At 64.4% G+C, this 22,643-nt stretch carries 24 protein-coding genes; 15 read left to right on the top strand and 9 right to left on the bottom strand.

The annotated features are described in order from the left end of the window. The 6 genes from NLY37_RS13860 to pcaQ all read right to left on the bottom strand — a co-directional run bounded on the left by NLY37_RS13860 (position 1) and on the right by pcaQ (position 5,936). A complete protein-coding gene (locus NLY37_RS13860; RefSeq protein WP_023741770.1) occupies positions 1 to 1,065 on the bottom strand; it encodes a branched-chain amino acid ABC transporter permease in 1,065 nt (354 codons plus the stop codon). Further along, a complete protein-coding gene (locus NLY37_RS13855; RefSeq protein ID WP_023741769.1) occupies positions 1,062 to 1,958 on the bottom strand; it encodes a branched-chain amino acid ABC transporter permease in 897 nt (298 codons plus the stop codon). The genes NLY37_RS13860 and NLY37_RS13855 overlap by 4 nt, the downstream gene beginning before the upstream one ends. Next, positions 1,955 to 2,683: an ABC transporter ATP-binding protein gene (locus NLY37_RS13850; RefSeq protein WP_023685278.1), complete on the bottom strand. Its 729-nt coding sequence runs from the start codon at positions 2,681 to 2,683 to the stop codon at positions 1,955 to 1,957. The genes NLY37_RS13855 and NLY37_RS13850 overlap by 4 nt, the downstream gene beginning before the upstream one ends. Beyond that, entirely contained in the window at positions 2,680 to 3,420 is a 741-nt protein-coding gene (locus NLY37_RS13845; protein WP_023691339.1) for an ABC transporter ATP-binding protein, read from the bottom strand. Before NLY37_RS13845 ends, NLY37_RS13850 begins: the two co-directional genes overlap by 4 nt. A 23-nt stretch (positions 3,421 to 3,443) precedes the next feature. Continuing rightward, entirely contained in the window at positions 3,444 to 4,742 is a 1,299-nt protein-coding gene (locus NLY37_RS13840) for an ABC transporter substrate-binding protein (RefSeq protein ID WP_023702148.1), read from the bottom strand. Positions 4,743 to 5,018: 276 nt separating this feature from the next. Further along, the gene (gene pcaQ / locus NLY37_RS13835; protein ID WP_023685275.1) at positions 5,019 to 5,936 is read right to left on the bottom strand and encodes a pca operon transcription factor PcaQ; all 918 of its coding nucleotides are present in this window, start codon (positions 5,934 to 5,936) and stop codon (positions 5,019 to 5,021) included. Between the two features lie 92 nt (positions 5,937 to 6,028). Between pcaQ and pcaD the strand changes: the two genes are divergently transcribed. From pcaD to pobA, 6 genes are read left to right on the top strand one after another with little or no spacing between them, the layout of a single operon-like run. After that, positions 6,029 to 6,838, top strand: a complete 810-nt coding sequence (gene pcaD / locus NLY37_RS13830; RefSeq protein ID WP_023691336.1) for a 3-oxoadipate enol-lactonase — start codon at positions 6,029 to 6,031, stop codon at positions 6,836 to 6,838. Then, the gene (gene pcaC / locus NLY37_RS13825) at positions 6,831 to 7,244 is read left to right on the top strand and encodes a 4-carboxymuconolactone decarboxylase (RefSeq protein WP_023685273.1); all 414 of its coding nucleotides are present in this window, start codon (positions 6,831 to 6,833) and stop codon (positions 7,242 to 7,244) included. The genes pcaD and pcaC overlap by 8 nt, the downstream gene beginning before the upstream one ends. Further along, on the top strand, positions 7,234 to 7,989 hold the full coding sequence (gene pcaH / locus NLY37_RS13820) for a protocatechuate 3,4-dioxygenase subunit beta (protein ID WP_023685272.1): 756 nt from the start codon (positions 7,234 to 7,236) through the stop codon (positions 7,987 to 7,989). The genes pcaC and pcaH overlap by 11 nt, the downstream gene beginning before the upstream one ends. Then, positions 7,989 to 8,603: a protocatechuate 3,4-dioxygenase subunit alpha gene (pcaG, locus tag NLY37_RS13815; protein ID WP_023741768.1), complete on the top strand. Its 615-nt coding sequence runs from the start codon at positions 7,989 to 7,991 to the stop codon at positions 8,601 to 8,603. Before pcaH ends, pcaG begins: the two co-directional genes overlap by 1 nt. Before the next feature lie 16 nt (positions 8,604 to 8,619). Beyond that, positions 8,620 to 9,672, top strand: a complete 1,053-nt coding sequence (locus tag NLY37_RS13810; protein WP_023741767.1) for a 3-carboxy-cis,cis-muconate cycloisomerase — start codon at positions 8,620 to 8,622, stop codon at positions 9,670 to 9,672. Beyond that, on the top strand, positions 9,672 to 10,844 hold the full coding sequence (gene pobA, locus NLY37_RS13805) for a 4-hydroxybenzoate 3-monooxygenase (RefSeq protein ID WP_023712110.1): 1,173 nt from the start codon (positions 9,672 to 9,674) through the stop codon (positions 10,842 to 10,844). The genes NLY37_RS13810 and pobA overlap by 1 nt, the downstream gene beginning before the upstream one ends. 13 nt (positions 10,845 to 10,857) lie before the next feature. On the opposite strand, the gene pcaF is transcribed toward pobA, so the two are convergent. From pcaF to NLY37_RS13790, 3 genes are read right to left on the bottom strand one after another with little or no spacing between them, the layout of a single operon-like run. Continuing rightward, positions 10,858 to 12,063, bottom strand: coding sequence for a 3-oxoadipyl-CoA thiolase (pcaF, locus tag NLY37_RS13800; RefSeq protein WP_023741766.1), 1,206 nt, complete (start codon positions 12,061 to 12,063; stop codon positions 10,858 to 10,860). 1 nt (position 12,064) lies between these two features. Continuing rightward, on the bottom strand, positions 12,065 to 12,853 hold the full coding sequence (locus tag NLY37_RS13795) for a CoA-transferase subunit beta (RefSeq protein ID WP_023685267.1): 789 nt from the start codon (positions 12,851 to 12,853) through the stop codon (positions 12,065 to 12,067). Then, on the bottom strand, positions 12,850 to 13,707 hold the full coding sequence (locus NLY37_RS13790) for a CoA transferase subunit A (protein WP_023741765.1): 858 nt from the start codon (positions 13,705 to 13,707) through the stop codon (positions 12,850 to 12,852). The genes NLY37_RS13795 and NLY37_RS13790 overlap by 4 nt, the downstream gene beginning before the upstream one ends. 116 nt (positions 13,708 to 13,823) lie before the next feature. Here NLY37_RS13790 and NLY37_RS13785 point away from each other — a divergent pair, with 116 nt between their 5' ends. The 9 genes from NLY37_RS13785 to NLY37_RS13745 all read left to right on the top strand — a co-directional run bounded on the left by NLY37_RS13785 (position 13,824) and on the right by NLY37_RS13745 (position 22,613). Then, complete coding sequence (locus tag NLY37_RS13785) at positions 13,824 to 14,594, top strand: IclR family transcriptional regulator domain-containing protein (RefSeq protein ID WP_023714833.1); 771 nt, start codon at positions 13,824 to 13,826, stop codon at positions 14,592 to 14,594. Between the two features lie 206 nt (positions 14,595 to 14,800). Then, entirely contained in the window at positions 14,801 to 15,526 is a 726-nt protein-coding gene (locus NLY37_RS13780) for a GntR family transcriptional regulator (RefSeq protein ID WP_023687928.1), read from the top strand. A 3-nt stretch (positions 15,527 to 15,529) separates the two neighbouring features. Then, positions 15,530 to 16,564 carry an ADP-ribosylglycohydrolase family protein gene (locus tag NLY37_RS13775; protein WP_023685263.1) on the top strand — a complete coding sequence of 345 codons (1,035 nt, stop codon included), beginning with the start codon at positions 15,530 to 15,532 and terminating at the stop codon, positions 16,562 to 16,564. Continuing rightward, positions 16,561 to 17,508 carry a PfkB family carbohydrate kinase gene (locus tag NLY37_RS13770; RefSeq protein ID WP_023685262.1) on the top strand — a complete coding sequence of 316 codons (948 nt, stop codon included), beginning with the start codon at positions 16,561 to 16,563 and terminating at the stop codon, positions 17,506 to 17,508. Before NLY37_RS13775 ends, NLY37_RS13770 begins: the two co-directional genes overlap by 4 nt. Before the next feature lie 60 nt (positions 17,509 to 17,568). Beyond that, positions 17,569 to 18,630: an ABC transporter substrate-binding protein gene (locus NLY37_RS13765; RefSeq protein ID WP_023687931.1), complete on the top strand. Its 1,062-nt coding sequence runs from the start codon at positions 17,569 to 17,571 to the stop codon at positions 18,628 to 18,630. A gap of 66 nt (positions 18,631 to 18,696) precedes the next feature. Further along, on the top strand, positions 18,697 to 19,566 hold the full coding sequence (locus NLY37_RS13760; RefSeq protein WP_023741764.1) for an ABC transporter permease: 870 nt from the start codon (positions 18,697 to 18,699) through the stop codon (positions 19,564 to 19,566). Further along, entirely contained in the window at positions 19,566 to 20,354 is a 789-nt protein-coding gene (locus NLY37_RS13755; RefSeq protein WP_023685259.1) for an ABC transporter permease, read from the top strand. The genes NLY37_RS13760 and NLY37_RS13755 overlap by 1 nt, the downstream gene beginning before the upstream one ends. Next, positions 20,354 to 21,421 carry an ABC transporter ATP-binding protein gene (locus NLY37_RS13750; RefSeq protein ID WP_023741762.1) on the top strand — a complete coding sequence of 356 codons (1,068 nt, stop codon included), beginning with the start codon at positions 20,354 to 20,356 and terminating at the stop codon, positions 21,419 to 21,421. Before NLY37_RS13755 ends, NLY37_RS13750 begins: the two co-directional genes overlap by 1 nt. A 103-nt stretch (positions 21,422 to 21,524) precedes the next feature. Then, positions 21,525 to 22,613: a Gfo/Idh/MocA family protein gene (locus tag NLY37_RS13745; protein ID WP_023712102.1), complete on the top strand. Its 1,089-nt coding sequence runs from the start codon at positions 21,525 to 21,527 to the stop codon at positions 22,611 to 22,613. Positions 22,614 to 22,643 lie beyond the last annotated feature (30 nt).

Below are 22,643 nucleotides of genomic sequence, written 5' to 3'. Positions count from 1 at the left end.
TCACGCCTTTTCACTATGCGTTGCGGCCTCTTGCGGCGAAGGCGTCGCGTCACTATCGCCGGCGTTTGCCGGCAGCCTGACCCGGTAGCCGACCGGTAGCAGGCGCAGGCCAAAGCGCTCCTCCAGCGTTCCCCACACGCCGCGCGGCAGGAACAGCGAGAACAGCACCGCCGTGGCGCCGAGGCCGATCAGATACCAGACGCCGGTGCCGCCGAACCAGGTCTCGATGAGGAAGAACAGCAGCGCACCCAGAATGGCGCCCTCGAAGGTGCCGATGCCGCCGACCAGCACCATGAAGATCATGTAGGCGGTCCACTGGACGTTGAAGTAGGTTTTCGGCTGGAAGGTGATCGACGTGGCCAACCACAGCGCGCCGGCCATGCCGATGCCGAAGGCAGCGAGCACGAAGAGCAGCCGCTTGGTTCCGGTGACGCGCACGCCGACCGATGCCGCGGCCTCCTCATTGTCCCTGATGGCGCGGATGGCCGCACCCGTGCTGCCGCGCAGCAGGCTAAACAGGGTGGCGAGCAGCGCCGTCATCGCGGCCAGCGCCAGCCAGTAGATCGTCGCCCGCCTGGAACCGGCGTCATAGACGTTGAGCGAGATCAGCGACGTCCCGGTCTCGCCTTGCACCAGCCGGTCGAGATTGACCAGGAGATGGGTGAGCGCCGCGATCACCCACATGCCGATGGCGAACTCGCCGTTCCTGAGCCGCAGCATGAACAGCGACATCGGCCAGGAGATCGCGCCGACAATGATCGCGGAGACGAACAGCGAAGCGAACGGGTTGAGGCCGGCATCGGCCAGGCGGATGGTGAAATAGGCGCCGAGGCCGAAGAACACTTGCTGTCCCACCGAAACCAGCCCGCCGAAGCCGGCCAGCGCGTTCCACATCGCTGCCAGGATCACATAGATGAACAAGGCGGTCACGCGGTCGACGGCGCCGGCCGACAGGAAATGCGGCGCGACGCCAAGCAGCGCGATGATGACGACGACCGCAATCGCCGAGATGCGCGAGGCGGAGGTGCCGCGCTCGATAGCGGGGGCGTTTAAAACCGCGCTCATGATGCTTTCCTCGCGGGCAGGCGCACCAGGCCCCACAGGCCGAGGCCGGAGGTGGAGAGCCGGATGAACAGCACGATCAGGAAGGCGACATGGCCGCCGATCAGAAAACCTTGCGGATGGATCTGCGCGCCGAGCGTCTGGGCGAGCGCCAGAACGATGCCGCCGACCAGCGTGCCCCATAGCGAACCGGCGCCGCCGATCACGGCCGCCTCGAAAGCGAACAGCAATTGAGGTGCGCCGGTATAGGGATCGAAGGTGGCGCGCATGCCGAGGAAGGCACCGGCAAGACCGACCGTGACCATGGCGATGGCGGCCGCGAGGGCGTTGGCGCGGCGCGCATCGACGCCGACGAGACCGGCCGTGTCGGGATCTTCCGACGTGGCGCGGATCGAGCGGCCAAGCCACGTGCGGGTGAGGAACAGCTGCAGTCCGCCAAGCAATATGACGGCGGCGGCGAACATGATCACGGCAAGCTTGCCGACATAGATGCTGCCCGGCCATTCCCAGGAATCGTAGGAGAGGCTGCCGATATAGGGCGCCAGCGAACGTGTGTCGGCGCCGAACTGCTCGAACAGCGCATTGTCGATGACGATGGCGAGGCCGAACGTGGTCAGGATCGGCAGCAGCGCGCCTCCACGGGCGCTGCGCTCGAGCAGGAAGCGTTGCAGCGCCCAGCCGATGGCCGCCATCAGCGGCAGCACGATGAGCAGGCCGACGAAGGGCGAGATATGGAATTGCGAGGCGAGCCACCACAGCGCGTAGGCGGAAAACACGGCCAGGCTGCCATGCGCGAGGTTGATTATGCGCATCACCGAAAACATGAAGGAGAGGCCGCAGGCGATAAGCGCGTAGTAGCCGCCGAGCAGGATGCCCTGGACGATCTGGTTGCTCATGCCGGCACACTCCCGGCGCTTTTTCTGTGCAGACCGAAATAGGCTTTCGTCACTTCATCGCGGGACATGCCCTTGCTCGGGCCTTCCAGCGCGACGCGTCCTTCGAGCATGCAGATGACCTTGTCCGAGACCGAGAGCGCGCGATTGAGGTCCTGTTCGACCAGGATGATCGTCGTGCCGGAGCTGATCAGGCCTTGCAGCGAAGCGTATACGCGATCGACCACCAGCGGCGACAGGCCGAGCGAGACCTCGTCGAGCAGCAGCAGTTCGGGATTGCTCATCAAAGCGCGGCCGATGGCGGTGGCCTGCTGCTCGCCACCGGAGAGATGCCCGGTCTTGGCATGGCGGCGCGGCTTCAGATTGGGGAACGTGTCGAGCACTCGTTCCACGCTCCAGTCGCCGGGACGGCCGGCGGTCTTGCCAAGCAGGAGGTTCTCCTCGACCGTCATTTGCACGAACAGTTTTCGCCCTTCCGGCACCAGCGCGACGCCCATGCCGACGCGCTTGTGCGAGGGAACGCCGGTGATATCGGCGCCATTCAGCAGCACGCGGCCGGCCGTCGGCTCATGGGCGCCGGCGATCGCCCGCAGCAGCGTCGTCTTGCCGGCGCCGTTGGCGCCGACCAGCGCCAGCGTTTCGCCGCGCTCGATCGTAAAGCTCACACCGCGCACCGCCTGCAACAGGCCATGGCGGACGACCAGATTCTCGATTGCGAGCAGGCTCATTTCGGGCCTCCGCCGAGATAGGCGCGCACGACTTCCGGGTCGGCCATCACCGCTTGCGGCTCGCCATCGGCGATGATCTTGCCGGCGTCCATACAGATCAGCCGCTCTGCCACCTGCAGCAGGATGTGGACGATGTGCTCGATCCAGACGATGCCGATCTTGCGGCGGCGCAATTCCTTGATGGTATCGACAAGTTCGCTCGCCTCGCCATCGGTCAGTCCGCCGCCGATCTCGTCGAGCAGAAGCAGCGTAGGCCTTGCCGCGAGCGCGCGGGCAAGTTCCAGCCGCTTGCGGTCGAGCAGGCCGAGCGTTTCGGCGCGCCGGTTGGCCACGCCCATCATGCCGCACAGTTTCAGCGACTCCAGCGCCTCTTCATAGGCCTCGTCGCGGGCGAGACCGGCACCATGCGACGCGGCAACAAAAACGTTCTCGAACGTGGTCATGCCGCTGAACGGCTTGGGCACCTGGTGCGTGCGCACCAGGCCGAGACGACAGCGCGCTGTAGCCGGCATCGCGGTCACATCGCCACCCTTGAAGGCGACCGTGCCGGCGCTCGGCGGGAAGGCGCCTGACAAGATGCTGAGCAGCGTCGTCTTGCCGGCGCCGTTCGGGCCGACGATGCCGACGGCCTCATCGGCATTCATGGCGAAGTCGACATCGTCGAGCACCACCAGCGCGCCGAAGCGTTTCTGGATGCCGGCAGCGCGGAGGATCGCGGCGTTTGCTGAACCGTTCACGATGCGATCCCCGTAACCGACCGTCAGCTGTTATACGGCTGGAGCTTGGCCTCGACCGGAACCTTCGGGTCGGTGGCGTTCTCGGTCACGACGTAGTCGAGCGGGAATTTGCCGCCTTCCTTGGCCGCCACCCATTGGGTGCCGATGATCGGGCCGGGAGAGACATTGGCGACCGGGCCGCTGGTGAAGTCGACCTTGCCGATCATGGTCTCGGTGTTGAGCGTGCTCAGCGCCTTGGCGACGGCCGCCTTGTCCTTGGCGTCGGTGCTTGCCTTCAGCGCCTCGAAGCCGGCGTCGAGCAGCGACATCGAGGCGCCGAGCTGCTGCGTCCACTGCTTGCCGCTTGCGGCCTCATAGCCGTCGGCCAGTTCGGTTCCCGACACGCCGGTCAACGGCGACTTGTAGGGGAAGGCCTTGTGCCAGTAAGCGGCGCTCGAAATCTTGTTGCCGAGATCGCCGAGCGCCTCGATGTCGGATGGGAACAGTCCGGTCTTGGCGACCTGGCAGATCTTGATCTGCTTGATCAGGCCTTGCTGCGCGGCCTGGCGCCAGAAGGCGGCGAAGTCCGGCGGGATCGGGAAGGAGTTGAAGATCTCGACGCCTTCCTGTTTGAACAGCGCGATCTGCGAGGAATAGTCGGTGGTGCCGGTCTCGTAGGCGCCGGGATCGACGATGGTGAAACCCTGCTTTGCCAGCAACGGCGCCAGATGGGTGCGGATGGCATTGCCGTCGGCGTCGTTGGGATACATAACGCCGACCTTCTTGTTGGTCTCGATCAGGTTCCATTGCGAGATGTAGGTCCGGAAGAACTCGTCGACGCCGAAGCCGAAATGATAGGTCCATTTGAACGGCGAGGGTTCGCCGGGCTTGGCGCCGCGGCCGAAATACCAGGCCTCCCACGGCATGACGGTGGAGAGGCAAGGCACGCCGGCGGCTTCGCAGGCGTCGGCGACCGGGTTGATCACCTCCGGCGTCGACACCGCCAGCATCAGGTCGACGGCCTGGTTGTTGATGAGGTCCTTGGCGAGCTGGCCGGCGCGCGACGGGTCGGATTGCGTGTCCTGGTCGATGATCTCGACACTGTATTTCTTGCCGCCGATGTCGAGGCCGTTGGCGAGCGCCTTGCGGGCGAGATCGAGCACATAGCCGTCGGTCTGGCCGAAGCCGGCGAGCGGCCCGGTGCGCGGGCTGACAAAGCCGACCTTCAGCGTGTCGGCGGCCTGCGCGAATGCCTGGCCGCGGCTGAGCGCAAGTGCCGCGCCGCCGGCGAGCGATGTGGCGATGAACTGGCGCCGCGAGACGCCGGATTTGCTTGAGGTCATGCTGGTATTCCTCCCTTTCCTGACGGCACCTGGAGGTCACCGCCGGCCTGCTCAAAATCGATGCCGCCCGTTCTTAAGATCGGAGATCGCCCCGGCAGGCCTTGAGGCGGCAGCGGAACGCCGCCAATGCCGATAACGGCACGATTTCGATCCTCCCATCGTCACAGTGCCCTAGGTGTTTGGTTTGGTAAAATGATATTTTGCGGTGTTTCGTTAACCAACAGGTTATGGAAATACGGCTGAAGGCCCGCTCTGCGCCAGATTGGCGAAAGGTGCTCAGGCGTTCTGGCTGGCCGCCTCGCGAATTGTCTGCAGCAGGATGGTGAAGGCCGGCGAAGGCGCAGTGTCGGTCCGCATCGTCAGGCCGACCGGCCCTTTGGTTTCCTCGGTGTTGACGGGCAAGGCGACGAAGGCGCCGCTGGAGAGTTCGTTGGCGACGACGCCTGTCGATATGATCCAGACCGCATTGCTTTGGCGCAGGAAGGCACGGCCGAAGGAATCCGAGACGGTCTCGATCTCGGTCGCAGGCGCCGTCATGCCGTTGGTGATGAACAGGCGGTCGACGAACGGGCGGATGACCGACTCCCGCGTCGGCATCAGCACCGGGAATTCATCGAGCCGGGCGAAGATGTCCTGGCCCGGCTGCAGCAGCGGATGGCCGGCCCTCACCACGAACAGCACCGGTTCGGAATAGAGATGCTCGAAGAAGAAGCCGGTCATGTTTTCCGGCGCCGCAAGCCGGCCGACGACGAGATCGAGCGCACCGACGCGCAACTGTTCCAGCAGGACCGCGTTCTCGCCGGTGACGATCTTGATCGCAGCACCGGTATTTTCACTCAGGAACAGGCTTATGGCGCGTGGCATCACCTTGGCCGACACTGTCGGGAGCGCGCCGATGCGGATCGGATGCCGGTTGATGGCGCCGTCCTGGCGGACGGAATCGACGCCGCGCTTCAGTGCCGTGATCGCCGTGCCGGCATGGCCGAGAAAGATTTCGCCAAGCCGCGTCACCCTGATGCCGCGGCCGTCGCGTTCGACGACAGCGATGCCAAGCGCCTCCTCCAGTTCGCGCAACGTCTTGGTCACGGCCGGTGGGCTGACATGGAGAAAGTCGGCCGCCCTCGCCACGCTGCCTTGCCGCGCTACCTCAAGGAATGCCTGCAGGTGACGGAACCTTATGCGGCTTTCGGACATGTTCTCATAACCTAGCAGTTAATGAAACGGCGTAAAATATCATTTTACCAAACCAAATGCCTTGTGCAATGTGAACACGGAGGATCGAAATCGTGCCATTCGTCAACATTGGCGGCATCACGCTGCACCATCGCCACATCAAGGCGAAGGGAAATGCGCGGCCGATCGTGTTCATCAATTCGCTGGGCACCGACTTCCGCATCTGGGACGAGGTGTTGTCCGAACTGGGTGGTGAAATGCCTGCGTTGGTCTACGACAAGCGCGGCCATGGCCTGTCCGACATTGGTGGCGTCAGCTCGATCGACGAGCATGTCGATGATCTGTCGGGCCTGATCGATCATTTCGAACTGAACAATGCGGTGCTGTGCGGCCTGTCGGTGGGCGGCCTGATTGCGCAAGGGTTTTATGCCCGGCGCCCCGAAATCGTCGACGGCCTCATCCTGTGCGACACCGCCCACAAGATCGGCACTGCCGACAGCTGGAACACCCGCATCGAAACGGTCGAAAGCAAAGGCATCCAGGCCATCGCCGATGCCGTGCTCAAAATGTGGTTTACGCCTGCCTTCCACGCGGACCGTGTCGCCGAGCTCGACGGCTACTGGAACATGATGACCCGGCAAGCCGTCGCCGGCTATATCGGCACCTGCGCCGCGGTGCGCGATGCCGATTTCACCGAGGCCGCGCAGGGGATCGCGGTACCCACGCTTTGCGTCGTTGGCGACCAGGACGGCTCGACGCCGCCGGATCTCGTCCGCTGGCTGGCCGATCTGATCCCAGGCGCACATTTCGAAATCATTCGTGACGCCGCGCACATCCCTTGCGTCGAACAGCCCAAGGCGCTGACCACCCTCATCCGCGATTTCGTCGCGGCGCTTCCCCTGAGAAAGCAGACCCATGGATGAACTGCCCAAAAACGAAACCAGATACCAGACCGGGCTGACCGTCAGGCGCTCGGTGCTCGGCGACCCTCATGTTGATCGCAGCGAGGATGCCGTCACCGATTTCGACCGGCCGTTCCAGGAGCTGATCACCGAGGCAGCCTGGGGCACTGTGTGGGCGCGTCCGGGCTTCAGCAGGCGCGAACGCTCGATCGTGACGCTGGCATTGCTGGCGGCCCTTGGCCATGATGAAGAGGTCGCCATGCATGTGCGCGCCACCGCCAACACCGGTGCGTCGCGCGACGATATCTGCGAAGCGTTCCTGCATGTCGCGATCTATGCCGGCGTGCCGGCCGCCAACCGCGCCTTCAGGATCGCCAAGGAGGTGTTTTCGGAAATGGACGGAAGCAGGGCTGGCCATGCCAGCTGATGCCGGCTCGAACCGCAGGCCCGAGAGCGGAGCCTTCTTCCAGCGCGACCGTGGCTGGCATCCGCCGGCGCTGACGCCCGACTACAAGACGTCGGTGTTGCGCTCGCCGCAAAAGGCGCTGCTGGCCTTCGACAACACGGCGTCCGAAATCACCGGTCCGGTGTTCGGCCACGCCATGCTCGGCGAACTCGACAATGACCTGATCCACAACTTCGCCAAGCCCGGCGAGAGCGCAATCGGCGAGCGTATCATCGTCTATGGCCGCGTGCTCGACGAGCGCGGCCAGGGCGTCTCCGGCGCGCTGCTCGAATTCTGGCAGGCCAATTCAGGCGGCCGTTACCGCCACAAGAAGGACGGCTATCTCGCGCCGCTCGATCCGAATTTCGGCGGCTGCGGCCGCACCATCACCGATGCCGATGGCGGCTATGCCTTTCGCACGGTGAAGCCCGGTCCCTATCCCTGGCCGAACGGGCCCAATGACTGGCGGCCATCGCACATCCATTTCTCGGTGTTCGGCCACGGCTTCGCACAGCGGCTGATCACGCAGATGTATTTCGAGGGCGACCCGCTGATCTGGCGGTGCCCGATCGTGCGCGGTATCCGTGACAAGGCGGCCGTTGAGACGCTGGTCGCGGCGCTCGACATGCAGGCGACGATCCCGTTCGACGCGCGCGCCTACAAGTTCGACATCGTGCTGCGCGGGCGCCGCGCCGCGCTGTTCGAAAACCGGCCGGAGGGCAATTGATGGCGCAATCGCTGACCCGGCTGAAGGAGAGCCCGTCGCAGACCGCCGGGCCCTACGTGCATATCGGGCTGACGCCGAATTTCGGTGGTATCGGCGGCGTCTATCCGACAGACCTCGGCGCGACGATGCTCAACGACAAGACCAAGGGCGAGCGCATCGGTTTGCGCATCCGCGTGCTCGACGGCACCGGCACGCCGCTCAGGGATGCGTTGATCGAGATCTGGCAAGCGGATGCCAATGGCTTCTACAATTCGCCGGCCGAATTGCGCGGCGATGCCGATCCGGATTTTCAGGGCTGGGGCCGTCAGCCGACCGACATGGAAACCGGCCTGTGCAGTTTTCAGACGATCAAGCCGGGACGCGTGCCGTATGGCGACGGCCGGCTGATGGCGCCGCATATCAGCCTGTGGATCGTCGCCCGCGGCATCAATATCGGCCTCCACACGCGGCTCTATTTCTCCGACGAGGCCAAGGCCAATGCCGAGGATCCGATCCTGGCCCGCATCGAGCACAAGGTGCGCGTGCCGACGCTGATCGCCGAGCGGCAAGGCGACGACTATATTTTCGACGTCCATCTCCAGGGGGAGAAGGAAACGGTCTTCTTCGACAGCTGACGGAGGAAACCAGCACATGACCGTATCGCCCTTCGACCATCCGCTGCTTTCCGGCCTGCTTGGCGACGAGGAGGCGGCTCGGCATTTTTCGGTGGATGGGGAAATCGCCGCCATGCTCGATTTCGAGCGCGCGCTGGCGCAAGCGGAAGCCGAAAGCGGGATTATCGGCACGGATGCCGCCGCGGCGATTATACCTGTCCTGTTGTCATACAAGCCGGACACCGCGCGGCTGCGGGCCGGTGTGGCGAAGGATGGCGTGATCGTGCCCGAACTGGTGCGCCAGTTGAAGGCAGCGGTCGGCGCGCCGCACGACGCCGGCGTGCATTTCGGCGCAACCAGCCAGGACGTCATCGACACTGGCCTGGTGCTTCGGCTGCGCCGGCTCATTGAACATCTCGACCTGCTGCTGACTGAAAACATTCTGCGGCTGGTGAGGCTGGAAGAACGTTTTGGCAGCCGTGCATTGACAGCGATGACGCGCATGCAGCCGGCGATCCCAATTCAGGCGTCGGACCGCGTGGCGGTGTGGCGCACGCCGCTGCAACGGCATCAGCAGAGACTGTCGGAGCAATCCAAGCGTCTGCTCGTGGTGCAGTTCGGCGGCGCTGCCGGCACGCTGGAGAAGCTCGGCGACAAGGGGCCTGCGGTGCGCGCAGCCCTTGCCGCAAAACTCGGCCTTGGCGATGCGCCGCAATGGCACAGCCAGCGCGATGCGCTGGCCGAATTCGCCGGGCTGCTATCGCTTGTCACCGGCAGCCTCGGCAAATTCGGCCAGGACGTTGCGTTGATGGCGCAAGGTGGAACCGACATCAAGCTGTCCGGCGGTGGCGGCTCGTCGGCCATGCCGCACAAGCAGAACCCGGTGAAGGCGGAAGTGCTGGTGACGCTGGCGCGCTTCAACGCCACCCAGCTTTCCGGCATGCACCAGGCGCTGGTGCATGAGCAGGAGCGCTCCGGTGCTGCCTGGACGCTGGAATGGCTGCTCTTGCCGCAAATGGCGATAGCGACCGCGGCTGCGCTACGGCTCGCCGCCGAACTCGCCGGACAGATCGAAAGCCTGGGACACTGATGCGCACAAAGATCGTCATTGTCGGCTCCGGACCGTCCGGGCTGCTGCTTGGCCAGCTTCTCGGCACCATTGGTGTCGAGACGGTGATCCTCGAACGTTCGAGCCGGCAGCATGTGCTTGGCCGGGTGCGGGCAGGGGTGCTCGAACAAGGCACCGTCGAGTTGCTCGAAGAGGCGGGCGCAGCTGTAAGGCTGCATGCCGAGGGCCTGCTGCATGCCGGCATCTCGCTTGCGTTCGGCGGCGGCCTGCACCGGCTCGACCTCACGGCACTGACCGGCGGCAAGCATGTCACCGTCTATGGTCAGACCGAAGTGACGCACGATCTGATGGACAAGCGCGAGGCGGCCGGGCTGACCACCGTCTATGAGGCGGCCAACGTCGCGCTGCATGGTTTCGATGGCGAAGCGCCCTACGTCACCTACGACAAGGACGGCGTCAGCCATTGCATCGACTGCGACTTCATCGCCGGCTGCGACGGCTATCACGGCGTTAGCCGCAAATCGGCGCCTGGGCGGGCGCTGAAAACCTTCGAGCGGACCTATCCCTTCGGCTGGCTCGGCGTGCTGGCCGAAGTGCCGCCGGCCGATCACGAACTGGTCTACGCCAACCATGAGCGGGGCTTTGCGCTGTGCTCGATGCGGTCGACGCATCGCAGCCGCTACTATGTGCAGGTCCCGGCTGACGAACAGGTCGACGCCTGGAGCGACGGTCGCTTCTGGGACGAATTGCGCAGTCGCCTGCCGGAACAGACCGCAGCCGCGGTCGTTACCGGCCCGTCCTTCGAAAAATCAATCGCGCCGCTGCGCTCCTTCGTCGCCGAGCCGATGCGCTTCGGCCGGCTGTTCCTGGTCGGCGACGCCGCCCATATCGTGCCGCCGACGGGCGCCAAGGGGCTCAACCTCGCCGCCAGCGATGTGCGCTATCTCTTTGCCGGGCTTCGCGAATTCTATCTGGACAAATCACCAAGCGGGCTCGACGCTTATTCAGCCAAGGCGCTGGCCAGAGTGTGGAAGGCGGTGCGCTTCTCCTGGTGGATGACGACGATGCTGCACCGCTTTCCCGATACGGGCGAGTTCGGCCAGCGCATCCAGGAAGCCGAGCTCGACTATCTCGTGCATTCGCAAGCGGCGTCGACCGCGCTGGCTGAAAACTATGTCGGTTTGCCCTATTAAGGGCGGTGCAAACTCAAACCCGTTCGAGCGCCACCGCGATGCCCTGGCCGACGCCGATGCACATGGTGGCCAGCGCATAGCGGGCGCTGCGCTCGCGCAGTTCCAGTGCCGCGGTGCCAGTGATACGCGCGCCCGACATGCCCAAGGGATGACCAAGCGCGATGGCGCCGCCATTCGGATTAACGTGCTCCGCGTCCTCGGAGATGCCGAGTTGGCGGAGCACGGCGATGCCTTGGGAGGCGAAAGCTTCGTTGAGCTCGATGACATCGAATTGGTGCGGTGTCAGGCCGAGGCGAGCGCAGAGCTTTTGTGTCGCCGGAGCAGGGCCGATGCCCATGATGCGCGGCGCCACGCCGGCGGCAGCGCCGCCGAGGATGCGGGCGATCGGCGTCAGGCCGTGTTTTTTCACAGCCGCTTCGGAGGCGATGATCAGCGCCGCCGCGCCATCGTTGACGCCCGATGCGTTGCCGGCGGTGACCGTGCCGTCTTGCCGGAACGGCGTCGGCAATTTGGCCAGCGACTCGACCGTGGTGCCGGCGCGGGGATGCTCATCCTTCGATACGATAGTCGCATCGCCCTTTTTCTGCGGGACCGTCACCGGGGTAATCTCCTTCGCCAGCCGGCCATTGGCCTGTGCCGCGACGGCCTTGTCCTGGCTGCGCACGGCAAAGGCGTCCTGGTCGGCGCGCGACACTGAAAAATCCTCGGCGACGTTCTCGCCGGTCTCCGGCATGGAATCGACGCCATATTGTTTCTTCATCAGCGGGTTGATGAAACGCCAGCCGATGGTGGTGTCATGGATCTCGGCATGGCGTGAAAAGGCGGTCTCGGCCTTGGGCATGACGAAGGGCGCGCGGCTCATCGATTCGACGCCGCCGGCGATCATCAACTCGGCTTCGCCCGCCTTGATGGCGCGGGCGGCAATGGTGAGCGCGTCCATGCCGGACCCGCAGAGGCGATTGACGGTCGAGCCTGAAATTTCCTTCGGCAGTCCGGCCAGGAGCAGCGACATGCGGGCTACATTGCGGTTGTCCTCGCCGGCCTGATTGGCGCAGCCATAGACGACGTCGTCGACAGCCTGCCAGTCGATGCCGGCATTGCGCTCGACCAGCGCCTTCAGCGGGATGGCGCCAAGATCGTCGGCCCGCACCGACGACAGCGAGCCGCCGAAACGGCCGATCGGGGTGCGGATGTAATCGCAGATGAATGCCTCGGTCATGTCATGCGGCCTTTTCTTTTCCGCTTCCCTCATGCGCCGCCTTGGTGCGGGCCTGCAGGTCACGCAATGTCGTCAGCTCGAGTTCCGTCGGCGCCGGCGTTTCGTCAAGCGCCTCGGCGAACTTTACGATCCAGCCGCAGCTGTCCTGCACCTGCTGCCGCGTCACGCCGGGATGCAGCGACACCACGGTGAATTCCTTGCTCATCGGGTCGGGCTTCCAGATGGCGAGGTCGGTGATCAGCAGCGTCGGTCCAGCGGTCTCGATGCCGAGGCGCTGGCGATGGTCGCCGCCATTGCCATGGCCGAAGGAGGTGAAGAAGTCGATCTTCTCGACCATGCCGCGCTTGGACTGCGCCATGGTGATGTAGATCTCCTTCGACGAGGTGGCGATCTCCGGCGCGCCGCCGCCGCCGGGCAGGCGGGTCTTGGGATGCGCATAGTCGCCGATGATGGTGGTGTTGATGTTGCCGAACTTGTCGAGCTGGGCGGCACCGAGGAAACCGATCGAAATGCGACCGCCCTGCAGCCAGTAGCGAAACATCTCCGGCACCGAGACGGTCGTGACGGCGGTGTCGCAAAGTTCGCCGTCACCGATCGACAGCGGCAAAACATCGGGCGCGGTGCCGATGGTGCCGCTTTCATAGATCAGCGTGATGTCGGGCGCATGCGTCAGTCGCGCGACGTTGCAGGCGGCCGACGGCGCGCCAATGCCGACGAAGCAGACATCGTCGTTTTTCAGGGCTCGGCTGGCGGCAATCGTCATCATCTCATTGGGAGTAAAGCCGCTCATGCCGCGCTCCTCAGATGCTTTACGCGGCCGGCGAAATCGTCCGCCGTGCGCTCAAGGACATTGGCCTGCATCCAGGTCTGGAATTTTTCACGGTCGGCGGCGATGTCGTCCCATTCGAAATAGGCGGCGTTGTCCCTGGCATAGTAGCCGTGCGTGTAGGAGGGATGCGAACCGCCTGATACCACCGAGATCGCAGCGATGGTCCAGCGCGGCAGCACGGTGAGGTTGGGATGCAGGTCGTCGAAATTGTCGACGACTTCCTCTACCGTCACCACGGCGCGCTTGGCCGCGAGCACCGCTTCCTTCTGGATGCCGATAATGCCTTCGACCAGCACATTGCCTTTTTTGTCGGCCTTCTGAGCGTGGATGAAGGTCACGTCCGGTCGGATGGAAGGAACGGCGGCAAGCACCTCGCCGGTGAACGGGCAGGTGACCGAGCGGATGTTGGGATTGACTGCCGCCAGCCCGGCGCCGCGATAGCCGCGGAACACCGCGCAAGGCAGGCCGGCAGCTCCCGCCTCGTAGGCGTTGGCCATGCCGGCATGGCTGTGCTCCTCGATCTCGATCGACCGGGGGAAGCCGTTCTCGATGGCGTCGCGGGCGCGGCGCAGCAGGCCGACGCCGGGATTGCCGACATAGGAGAAGATGATCTTCTTGGCCATGCCCATGCCGATCATCTGGTCGTAGATCAGGTCGGGGGTCATGCGGATGAGCGTCAGGTCGCGAAAGCCCTGGCGGATGGCCTCATGCGCCGCCGCCGTCGGGATCAGATGCGTGAAGCCTTCGAAGGCGACCGTATCGCCATCATGCAGGTTCTCAGCCACGGCCTGTTTGAGCGGCAGGAAATTGACCATCGCCAAGAACTCCGAAGTTCAAAAAGTTCGTATTGCGAACATTTGTTTTGTATGAGATATTTTTACATCGCGCCGCCGAGACGAGTCAAGGCGGCGCATTGTCTTGCGGAGGCCGCATGGAGGACGAGGCAACGACACGCGACCATGTCGGCTCGCTGGAGCGCGGCCTTGCAGTCATGGAGATACTGGCCCGGCATCCGGCCGGGATGACGCTGACCGAAATGGCGGAGGAGGCGGGGCTGACCCGCGCCGGCGCGCGTCGCTTCCTGCTGACGCTAACCGCGACCGGCTATGCCACGCAATCCGGCCGGCAGTTTTCGCTATCGCCGCGCCTGCTCACCATCGTGCGCTCCTGGCTCGGCGGCGCCTCGCTGTGGACATTCGCCGCACCCATCATGCGCGACGTGGCCGCCCAGTTCGACGAGGCCTGTAACGCGGCGGTGCTGTCGGGCGAGGAAGTCGTCTATGTCGCGCGCATTCCTGGCCGCCGCATCCTCAGCGTTTCGCTCGATGTCGGCACCAGGCTGCCGGCGCATTGCACCTCGATGGGGCGCGTCCTGCTTGCGGGGCTGGGCGCGGATGAGCTGAAGGCCTTGCTTGCAGAGGCGAGGATCGAACGGCGCACGCCGAAGACGATCACCAGCCGCGCCGCGCTGGCCAAGGCCATCGACGCGGCGAGGGCGGATGGCTTTGCCGTCGTCGATGAAGAGCTGGAACTTGGCCTGCGCTCGATAGCGGTGCCGATCTATGACCGCGCCGGCAAGACCGTGGCGGCGATCAACGTCTCGACGCAGTCGGCGCGGTTCTCCGTCGAGGCGATGGAGCGGGATATCCTGCCAGCGCTGCGGACGGCCAAGCAACGGATTGAGGAATTTTTCTTCGTGTGAGCGCAAGGCTAATCGCCTGAGGGAAGCGCTGCCCCCGCTCTGTCTCGGAGACGCGACGCCCTGCGCGGTTAGCGTCGCCATGCGAACAAACGATGCCCGGGGCACCTGAGCACAACGCATATGCGTGAATCCAAATATATCGTTGACGCCGCCCTTCAACTCCAATATCGAACAGGACTATACAGGTTTACTGAACAGGTACCCATATGAAGCGGCGCGCGGTTCAACTTTCTCCCGGCACGGGCAAGCCCGAGCAGATCGCCACCGTTCTCGAACATGAGATCCGCTCCGGCGTGCTTGGCTTCGGCGACCGCCTGCAAAGCGAGAACGAACTCGTCCAGCGCTTTTCCGTCAGCCGCAACACGGTCCGCAAGGGCCTCGAGGAGTTGTCCAGCCGTGGGCTGATCACGACCAAGGTCGGCATCGGCTCCTTCGTCACTTTCGACGGCAAGCCGGTCGATGACAGCATTGGCTGGTCGCGGGCGCTGGCCAATGCCGGCGCCAATGCCGAGACGCGGACGCTGCGGCTTGAAGTGATCGAGGATGCCGATCTTGCCGCGCTGCTTGGCATCGAAAGCCCGTTCTTCATCGCCGTCGACCGGGTGCGCACCAATGCCAGCGACGGCCATGCGATCTCCATCGAACGCAGCCGCCTGCCGCTGTCGCCCGAACTGGAGGACGTGCCGCTGCGCGGTCTGCGCGAAGGCTCGCTGCACCAGACGCTGCGCGGCGCCGGCCTCATCCCAGACCATGGCGAGGAATGGGTCGGCATCGAGATGCTGAATGCCGAAGACGCCGCCATTCTCGGCTGCCCGCAAGGCACGCCGTTCCTGCGCGGACGCCGGCTGACGCGTGCGGCTGACGACCGGCCGATCGAATATGTAACCAGCCTGCTCAACCCGGCGCATTTCGCGCTGCATATGAGGTTTTGAGCGATGCCGGACAGAACCAACGACACGCTCGATCGCGCCATGGGCGCGCTTGTCGGTGGGGCGCTCGGTGATGCGCTGGGCATGCCGACGCAGCTTCTGTCGCCGGCGCGGATCGCCGAGCTATACGGCCATGTCGAGGATTTCGTGGCGCCGTTTGCCGATCATCCGGTGTCGAAGGGGCTCGTTGCCGGCACCATCACCGACGATACCGAACAGGCGCTGCTGCTTGGTCGCATTCTCGTCGAGTCCGGCGACCGCTTCGATCATGCGCGCTGGGTGAACGCACTGCTCGACTGGGAGCGCGAGGTCAAGGCGCGCGGCAGCTATGACCTGCTGGGACCATCGACCAAGCGCGCCATCGACGCCATCAATGACGGCGTGCCGGCGGAAGAGGCGGGAAGCCGGGGCGACACCAATGGCGCGGCCATGCGCATCGCGCCGGTCGGCATCATGATGCCGCTGGAACCGCTCGACGCTTTCGTCGCCAAGGTCGCCGAAACTTGCCGTGCCACGCACAACACCTCGATCGCCATCGCTTCGGCCGCAGCAGTTGCCGCCGCCGCCAGCCACGGCGTCGCCGGTGGCGACTGGCGTGCCGCTTCCGACAGCGCGGTAGCAGCCGCGCGGCGAGGCGCCCGGCTCGGACATTGGGTGACTGGTGGCGATATCGCCGCGCGTATCGCCTGGGCGCAGGAGCTCGTGCGCGGCAAGACCATGCGGGATGCGATCGGGCTCATCACCGATCTCGTCGGCACCGGTGTGGCCAGCCAGGAGTCCGTGCCGGCAGCTTTCGCCGTGCTTGAAGTCGCGCAGGGCGATCCCTGGCAAGCGGCAATCATCAGCGCCAATCTCGGCGGCGACACCGACACGATCGGCGCGATTGCCTCAGGCATGGCCGGCGCCTGCGTCGGCTTTTCGCAACTGCCGCAACAACACATTGCCGGGCTCGTCGGCATGGATATGGGGGAGGTGCGCTCGCTTGCCGAAGAGCTCGTCGCGGCGCGCACGGCAAAGGCCAGCAAGGATGCCGCGGCATGAGTGGGCGTCTGGTCCATATCGGCAGCGCCGTCGTCGACTATGTCTACCGCATCGACGCCTTGCCGGCGCCGGGCTGCGAGAAGACCGCGTCGAGCTTTGCGCAGGTCGCCGGCGGCGGCTTCAACATGATGGTCGCGGCCAGCCGCACCGGCATGACGGTGGTGTTCGGCGGCCAGCTCGGCAGCGGACCGAATGGCGATTTTTTGCGCACCGCGTTTGCGGCCGAAGGCATCATAACGCTGACGTCGCCATCGCCGGTCATGGACAGCGGCAATTGCGTCGCCATGATCTCCGGCGATGCCGAGCGCACCTTCGTGTCGTGGCCCGGTGCGGAGAGCATTCTCAGCCTCGAGATGATGAGGCCCGTGGTGGTCACGTCTGATGATTGGGTGTTCACGTCAGGCTACACGCTGAGCTATCTCGGAAGCCACAACGCGCTGACCGACTGGATCGAGGCGCTGCCAGAAAACATTCCCTTCGTTTTCGATCCAACGCCGGTCATCGCGGATATCCCACGTCCCATCCTGTCGCGGGTACTTGCCCGTACGACATGGCTGAGCTGCAACATGACGGAAGCGGTCGAGATCGCTGGGCAAGGCGATGTCGAGGCACTCGCCGCCCGGCTGCTCGCCGACCACTGCCCAAAGGCCGAAGGCGTCGTTATCCGCGCCGGCGCCAAGGGCTGTTTCGTGAGGTTGGTCAATGGCGAGACGCAGACCATTGCCGGCTTCAAGGTCGATGCCATCGACACCAATGGCGCCGGCGACACCCATATCGGCGGTTTCGTCAGTGCACTCTCGCGCGGCGTGCATCCCTTCGAGGCGGCGCGCTATGCCAATGCGGCGGCAGCACTTTCCGTCACCCGCCATGGCGGCTCATCGGCGCCGACCGACAGCGAGATCCAGACTTTCCTGAGCCAGGCCGCCACGGGCGAGCCGGGCTAGAACCAGAAGGCCCATCAGACAGCCTGACCCGCCAAGCGGGCAAACAAGAGAGGAACGAACATGCGCATGCCAAGACTGACTGCCCTGCTGACGGCGACCGCCGTCATCACCTCCGCGCTCACGCTGGCCGCCAGTGCCGCCGAAGTGCATGTGCTCAACTGGAAGGGCTACGGCGCCGACGAGCCGTGGGCGATCGAAGCCTTCGAAAAGGCGACCGGCAACAAGGTCGTCAACGACTTCTTCAATTCCGAACAGGAAATGCTGACCAAGATCCGCACCAATCCGGGCCTCTATGACGTGGTCATGATCAACGCCGCCTTCAACGATCAGGCGATGGCGGAAAAGCTGATCCAGCCGATCGATGTCTCGAAGCTGCCGAACTATGCCGACATCAGCAAGGACAAGGCGCAATCGCCGATGCTCGACCATGACGGCAAGGTCTATGGCGTGCCGTGGGTGTGGGGCCTGACGGCGCTGGCAATCAACGAAAAGTCCTTCGACAAGCCACCGACCTCGATCGCCGAAATGTGGGACCCAGCGCATAAGGGCCGGGTCGTCATTCGCGACGACGCTGTCGAAGCGGTGCAGTTCGGCGCCATCGCCACCGGTCAGAATATCAACGACATCAAGGATATGGAAGCGGTCAAGGCGAAGCTGACCTCGCTGATGCCGCAGATCAAGACGTTCTGGAGCTCGGAGAACGACTGGAACCAGATGGTCGCCTCCAACCAGATCGACATCGGCACCTATTGGAGCGGCTCGGCCGACCGTGCCAAGACGCATTTCAAGCTGCCGGTCTCGCTGGTCGTTCCGCAGGAAGGCGCCGTCGCCTGGCTCGACGCGTTCTCTATTCCCGTGGGCTCGAAGAATGTCGAGGGTGCGCAGGCCTTCATCAACTGGATGATCGATCCGAAATTCTATGTCGAATGGGTCACCAAGGTCGGCGCGCCGGTGTCGGCCAACACCAAGGCGGTGGAAGCGCTGCCTGAAGACTCCTTCAACCGCAAGGTGATGGGCGATCCCGAGGTGGCCAAGCGCATCCAGTTCCAGGCGCCGATCACCGACGCGCAGCGCGAGGCCTATCTGGCGCTGTGGCAGCAGCTCAAAGTCGACGTGAAGTAACGCTCACGTCCGGACCAGCCGGCGGTTGGCGCCGGCTGGCCCTTCAATCCTGGGGAGGAGGGTATCATGGCAGTACAGGGTGCGGTCGCGTCGCGCAGCGGGCTGAGATCGGCCCTGCCGCTGCTGGCGCCGGCCTATCTCTGGCTGACGGTGGCGATCTTCCTGCCGCTCTCGGCCATGGTATTCTTCTCCTTCATGACCGACCTGCCGCTGTCGGGAAAGCCATGGGCGTTCACCCTTGGCAATTACGCCGCCTTCTTCTCGCAGAGCCTGTACCTGACGCTGCTGCTCGCTTCGCTGCGGCTCGGCCTCGAAGTGACTTTGTGGTGCGTCGTCATCGGCTACCCCGCCGCCTATGTGCTGGCCAAGGTGCTGAAGGGGCGCAGCCGCGAGGCGATCTTCCTGCTGGTCATCCTGCCGTTCTGGTCGAACGGGCTGGTGCGCATCTTCTCCTGGGCGATGGTGCTGCGCGAGGGCGGCATCCTCGACACGGCGCTCAACGCCGTGCTGCCGTTCAAGATCAACATCGACCTGATGTATTCCTATCCCGCAATCATCATCGGCCTGGTGCACTCCTACCTGCCCTATATGGTGCTGACCTGCTATCTCACGCTGCAGGCAATCGACGACTCGCTGATCGAGGCCGGGCGCTCGCTCGGCGCCTCGCGGCTGCAGGTGCTGAAGCGGGTGATCATCCCGCTGTCTATGCCCGGCCTGGTGGCAGGTGCGGCACTGATCTTCGTGCCGGTCGTCGGCTCGTTCATGGAGCCGCGCATCCTCGGCGGCCGCACCGGCACCTTCTACGGCACGGTGATCGAGGACCAGTTCGTCGCCGTCTTCAACTGGCCGCTGGGGGCGGCGCTTTCCTTCATCCTGCTGGCGGTGGTGCTGGTGATCCTGGCGGTTGCCTCGCCGGTGCTGCGGAGGGCTGCTTGATGATGACGACCCGCATCCTCGAAGGACTAGGCCGCTTCTACATCGGACTGCTGCTCGCCTTCCTCTATCTGCCGATCATCATCATGGCGCTGATGTCGTTCAACGTCTCGCCCTTCTACCAATTGCCGTTCGAATGGACGACGGAATGGTATGCCTCGCTCTGGCAGAACGACCAGCTGATCGCGGCCACCTGGAACAGCCTCAAGATCGCGGTCATCACCACGCTCATCTCAGTGGTGCTTGGCTCGGCCGCTTCGCTGGCGCTGTTCCGCTATGATTTCCGCGGCAAGAAAGTGCTGCAGGCGCTGCTGTTTCCGCCAATCGCCATTCCGTGGCTGATCACCGGCACGGCGATGCTGATCTTCTTCTTCGGCGTCGGCATTGGCCGCGGCCTGTTCGCCATCCTGCTCGGCCATGTGGCGCTAGCGCTGCCCTATGTCATCGTCGTCGTCTCGGCCCGGCTGCAGACTTTTGCACCGGAGCTGGAAGAGGCGGCGCGCTCGCTCGGCGCCAACCAGTGGCAAGTGACGAGGCGTGTGACGCTGCCGTGGATCATGCCCGGCGTCATTGCCGGCGGCTTGTTCGCATTTGCCGTGTCGTTCGACCAGTTCGTCGTCTCCTACTTCCTGGCGACGCCGGGCCAGACGACGCTGCCGGTCGAAATCTACGCCGCGATCCGCAAGGGTTTCACGCCCGAGATCAACGCGGTCTCGACCATCATCATCGTCGTGTCGATGGCGCTAATGCTGCTCACGGCGCGCTTCTTCAAATTCGGCGGAGAGAAATAATGGCCGGCGTGCAGGTATCGAACGTCTCCCGCAGTTTTGGCGCGCACAAGGCGCTGGACGACGTCTCCATCGATTTCGCCGATGGCGGTTTCTATGGGCTGCTTGGCCCCTCGGGCAGCGGCAAGACCACGCTGCTGCGCCAGATCGCCGGCTTCGACTTTCCCGATACTGGCCGCATCACCATTGGCGGTGAGAGTGTGGAACGCGTGCCGGTCGAAAAGCGACGCATCGGCATGGTGTTCCAGAACTATGCGCTGTTTCCCAATATGAGCGTCGCCGATAATGTCGCCTTCGGCCTGTCGGTGCGCGGCGAAACGAAAGCGACGATCGCCACCGAAGTGCAGCGCGCGCTCGATCTGGTTCAGCTCGGCAAGCTCGGCGAGCGCCGGCCGCACCAGCTCTCCGGCGGCCAACGCCAGCGTGTGGCGCTGGCGCGCGCCATCGTCACCAAGCCGCGCGTGCTGTTGCTCGACGAGCCGCTCGGCGCGCTCGACAAGGCGCTGCGCGTCGACATGCAGATCGAGCTGAAGCGCATCCAGCGCGAGATCGGCATCACCACCATCTTCGTCACCCACGACCAGGAAGAGGCGCTGACGATGAGCGACCGCATCGGCATATTGCGGGACGGCAGGCTCGTGCAGGAAGGGCCGCCGGAGGAAATCTACGACCGGCCGAAGAGCGAATTCGCCGCCACCTTCCTCGGTGACGCCAATATCCTTCGCGGCGATGCGACCGGCAACGGCATCCGGCTGCCTGATGGCACGGCGATTGCCGCCGGGGTGGGTGGTCGGCTTGCCGCCGGTACGAAGGCCAGCTGCGCCGTGCGTCCCGAACGCATTCGCATCGCGACCGATGCCGGGGTTGCGGATGCGGCCAATGCCAACGCTCTGAAGGGCCAGATCTCCAAGCGCATTTTCGCCGGCAACAACAGCACCTATTTCGTCGAGCGTGCCGGCCAGACGTTGAAAGTCATCGTCCAGAATACCGGCAGTGACCGGCTGGCCGAGGGCCAGAATGTAATGCTCAGCTGGTCGCCGGAAAGCACCGTGCTGATTGCCGCAAACTAGTTCGCACCGTCACCCCGGCATGGTTCTGATGGGAATTGATGGAGCGGACCTTGGCTGATGGGCCGGCCATGGCGTTATATCCTGTCGTCCAAGGGAGGAATGGATGGCAGGCCAGGGTTTCGAGCCGGATGTGAGGGTTCGCACCAGCGAATACCGGATCGGTTGCATCGGCGCCGGCATGATCATGGCCGAATGCCATCTTGCCGCCTATGCGCAGGCCGGTTTCCCAGTCGTCGCCATCGCCTCGCGCACCAAGACCAGCGCCGAGAAGGTGGCGAAGCGCTGGAGCATTGCGACCGTCCACGACACACCGGAACAGCTGATCGAGGATTCTGAGGTCGAGATCGTCGACCTTGCCTTTCCGCCCGACCAGCAGCCGGCGCTGATCCGCCATGCGCTGAAGCAGCCTCACATCAAGGCGATCCTGGCGCAGAAGCCACTGGCGCTGTCGGTCGATGAAGCCGTGAAGCTGCGCGACGAGGCAGCCAAGTCAGGCAAGATCCTCTCGGTCAACCAGAACATGCGCTACGACCAGTCGATGCGCGTCCTGAAGCAGATCATCGACAGCGGCGCGCTGGGCGACATCGTCTTTGCGCAGATCGACATGCATGCGATCCCGCACTGGCAGACTTTCCTTCAGGACTACGACCGGCTGACGCTCGCCAATATGAGCGTGCATCATCTGGACGTGCTGCGCTTCCTGTTCGGCGATCCCTCGGAAATCACCACGCTGACGCGCAAGGATCCGCGCACGACATTCGACCATTCAGACGGCATCACCGTCTCGACGCTGCGCTTTCCCTCCGGCGTGCTCGCCGTGTCGCTGGAGGATGTCTGGTCCGGACCGCGCCAGGAGGGCTATGAGGACGACCAGCACATCAACTGGCGCGTCGACGGCACCAAGGGTGTCGCCAAAGGCACGATCGGCTGGCCGAAAGGCGTGGCCTCGACGCTGACCTATGCGTCGACCAAGACGACCGGCGGCGAATGGGTCAGCCCGAGCTGGGACACGATGTGGTTCCCGCATGCCTTCATCGGCGTGATGGAGCAATTGCAGCATGCGGTGAAGACAGGCGCGCCGCCGGCGCTCTCCGTCGCCGATAACGTCAAGACAATGGCACTGGTCGAGGCGGGCTACCGCTCGATGGCGCAAGGCCGCACCGTCAAACTGTCCGAGATATCGATCGACTGAACATGCCGCCGAATAGTGTGGCGGCTGAAT

The sequence above is a fragment of the Mesorhizobium sp. C395A genome, from assembly GCF_030323205.1.
In the GTDB taxonomy this organism is placed as follows: domain Bacteria; phylum Pseudomonadota; class Alphaproteobacteria; order Rhizobiales; family Rhizobiaceae; genus Mesorhizobium.
The sequence above is the reverse complement of the archived record's forward strand: the minus strand, read 5'-3'. Positions and strand labels throughout refer to the sequence as shown.

Coding starts and splice junctions, on each gene's coding strand:
- pobA (WP_023712110.1), top strand. CDS start 9,672: ATGCGCACAAAGATCGTCATTGTCGGCTCCGGACCGTCCGGGCTGCTG.
- NLY37_RS13855 (WP_023741769.1), bottom strand. CDS start 1,958: ATGAGCAACCAGATCGTCCAGGGCATCCTGCTCGGCGGCTACTACGCG.
- NLY37_RS13850 (WP_023685278.1), bottom strand. CDS start 2,683: ATGAGCCTGCTCGCAATCGAGAATCTGGTCGTCCGCCATGGCCTGTTG.
- pcaQ (WP_023685275.1), bottom strand. CDS start 5,936: ATGTCCGAAAGCCGCATAAGGTTCCGTCACCTGCAGGCATTCCTTGAG.
- NLY37_RS13810 (WP_023741767.1), top strand. CDS start 8,620: ATGACCGTATCGCCCTTCGACCATCCGCTGCTTTCCGGCCTGCTTGGC.
- pcaH (WP_023685272.1), top strand. CDS start 7,234: ATGCCAGCTGATGCCGGCTCGAACCGCAGGCCCGAGAGCGGAGCCTTC.
- NLY37_RS13785 (WP_023714833.1), top strand. CDS start 13,824: ATGGAGGACGAGGCAACGACACGCGACCATGTCGGCTCGCTGGAGCGC.
- NLY37_RS13795 (WP_023685267.1), bottom strand. CDS start 12,853: ATGAGCGGCTTTACTCCCAATGAGATGATGACGATTGCCGCCAGCCGA.
- NLY37_RS13840 (WP_023702148.1), bottom strand. CDS start 4,742: ATGACCTCAAGCAAATCCGGCGTCTCGCGGCGCCAGTTCATCGCCACA.
- NLY37_RS13770 (WP_023685262.1), top strand. CDS start 16,561: ATGAGTGGGCGTCTGGTCCATATCGGCAGCGCCGTCGTCGACTATGTC.
- NLY37_RS13780 (WP_023687928.1), top strand. CDS start 14,801: ATGAAGCGGCGCGCGGTTCAACTTTCTCCCGGCACGGGCAAGCCCGAG.
- NLY37_RS13745 (WP_023712102.1), top strand. CDS start 21,525: ATGGCAGGCCAGGGTTTCGAGCCGGATGTGAGGGTTCGCACCAGCGAA.
- pcaC (WP_023685273.1), top strand. CDS start 6,831: ATGGATGAACTGCCCAAAAACGAAACCAGATACCAGACCGGGCTGACC.
- pcaG (WP_023741768.1), top strand. CDS start 7,989: ATGGCGCAATCGCTGACCCGGCTGAAGGAGAGCCCGTCGCAGACCGCC.
- NLY37_RS13755 (WP_023685259.1), top strand. CDS start 19,566: ATGATGACGACCCGCATCCTCGAAGGACTAGGCCGCTTCTACATCGGA.
- NLY37_RS13765 (WP_023687931.1), top strand. CDS start 17,569: ATGCGCATGCCAAGACTGACTGCCCTGCTGACGGCGACCGCCGTCATC.
- NLY37_RS13860 (WP_023741770.1), bottom strand. CDS start 1,065: ATGAGCGCGGTTTTAAACGCCCCCGCTATCGAGCGCGGCACCTCCGCC.
- pcaF (WP_023741766.1), bottom strand. CDS start 12,063: ATGACCGAGGCATTCATCTGCGATTACATCCGCACCCCGATCGGCCGT.
- NLY37_RS13775 (WP_023685263.1), top strand. CDS start 15,530: ATGCCGGACAGAACCAACGACACGCTCGATCGCGCCATGGGCGCGCTT.
- NLY37_RS13790 (WP_023741765.1), bottom strand. CDS start 13,707: ATGGTCAATTTCCTGCCGCTCAAACAGGCCGTGGCTGAGAACCTGCAT.
- NLY37_RS13760 (WP_023741764.1), top strand. CDS start 18,697: ATGGCAGTACAGGGTGCGGTCGCGTCGCGCAGCGGGCTGAGATCGGCC.
- NLY37_RS13750 (WP_023741762.1), top strand. CDS start 20,354: ATGGCCGGCGTGCAGGTATCGAACGTCTCCCGCAGTTTTGGCGCGCAC.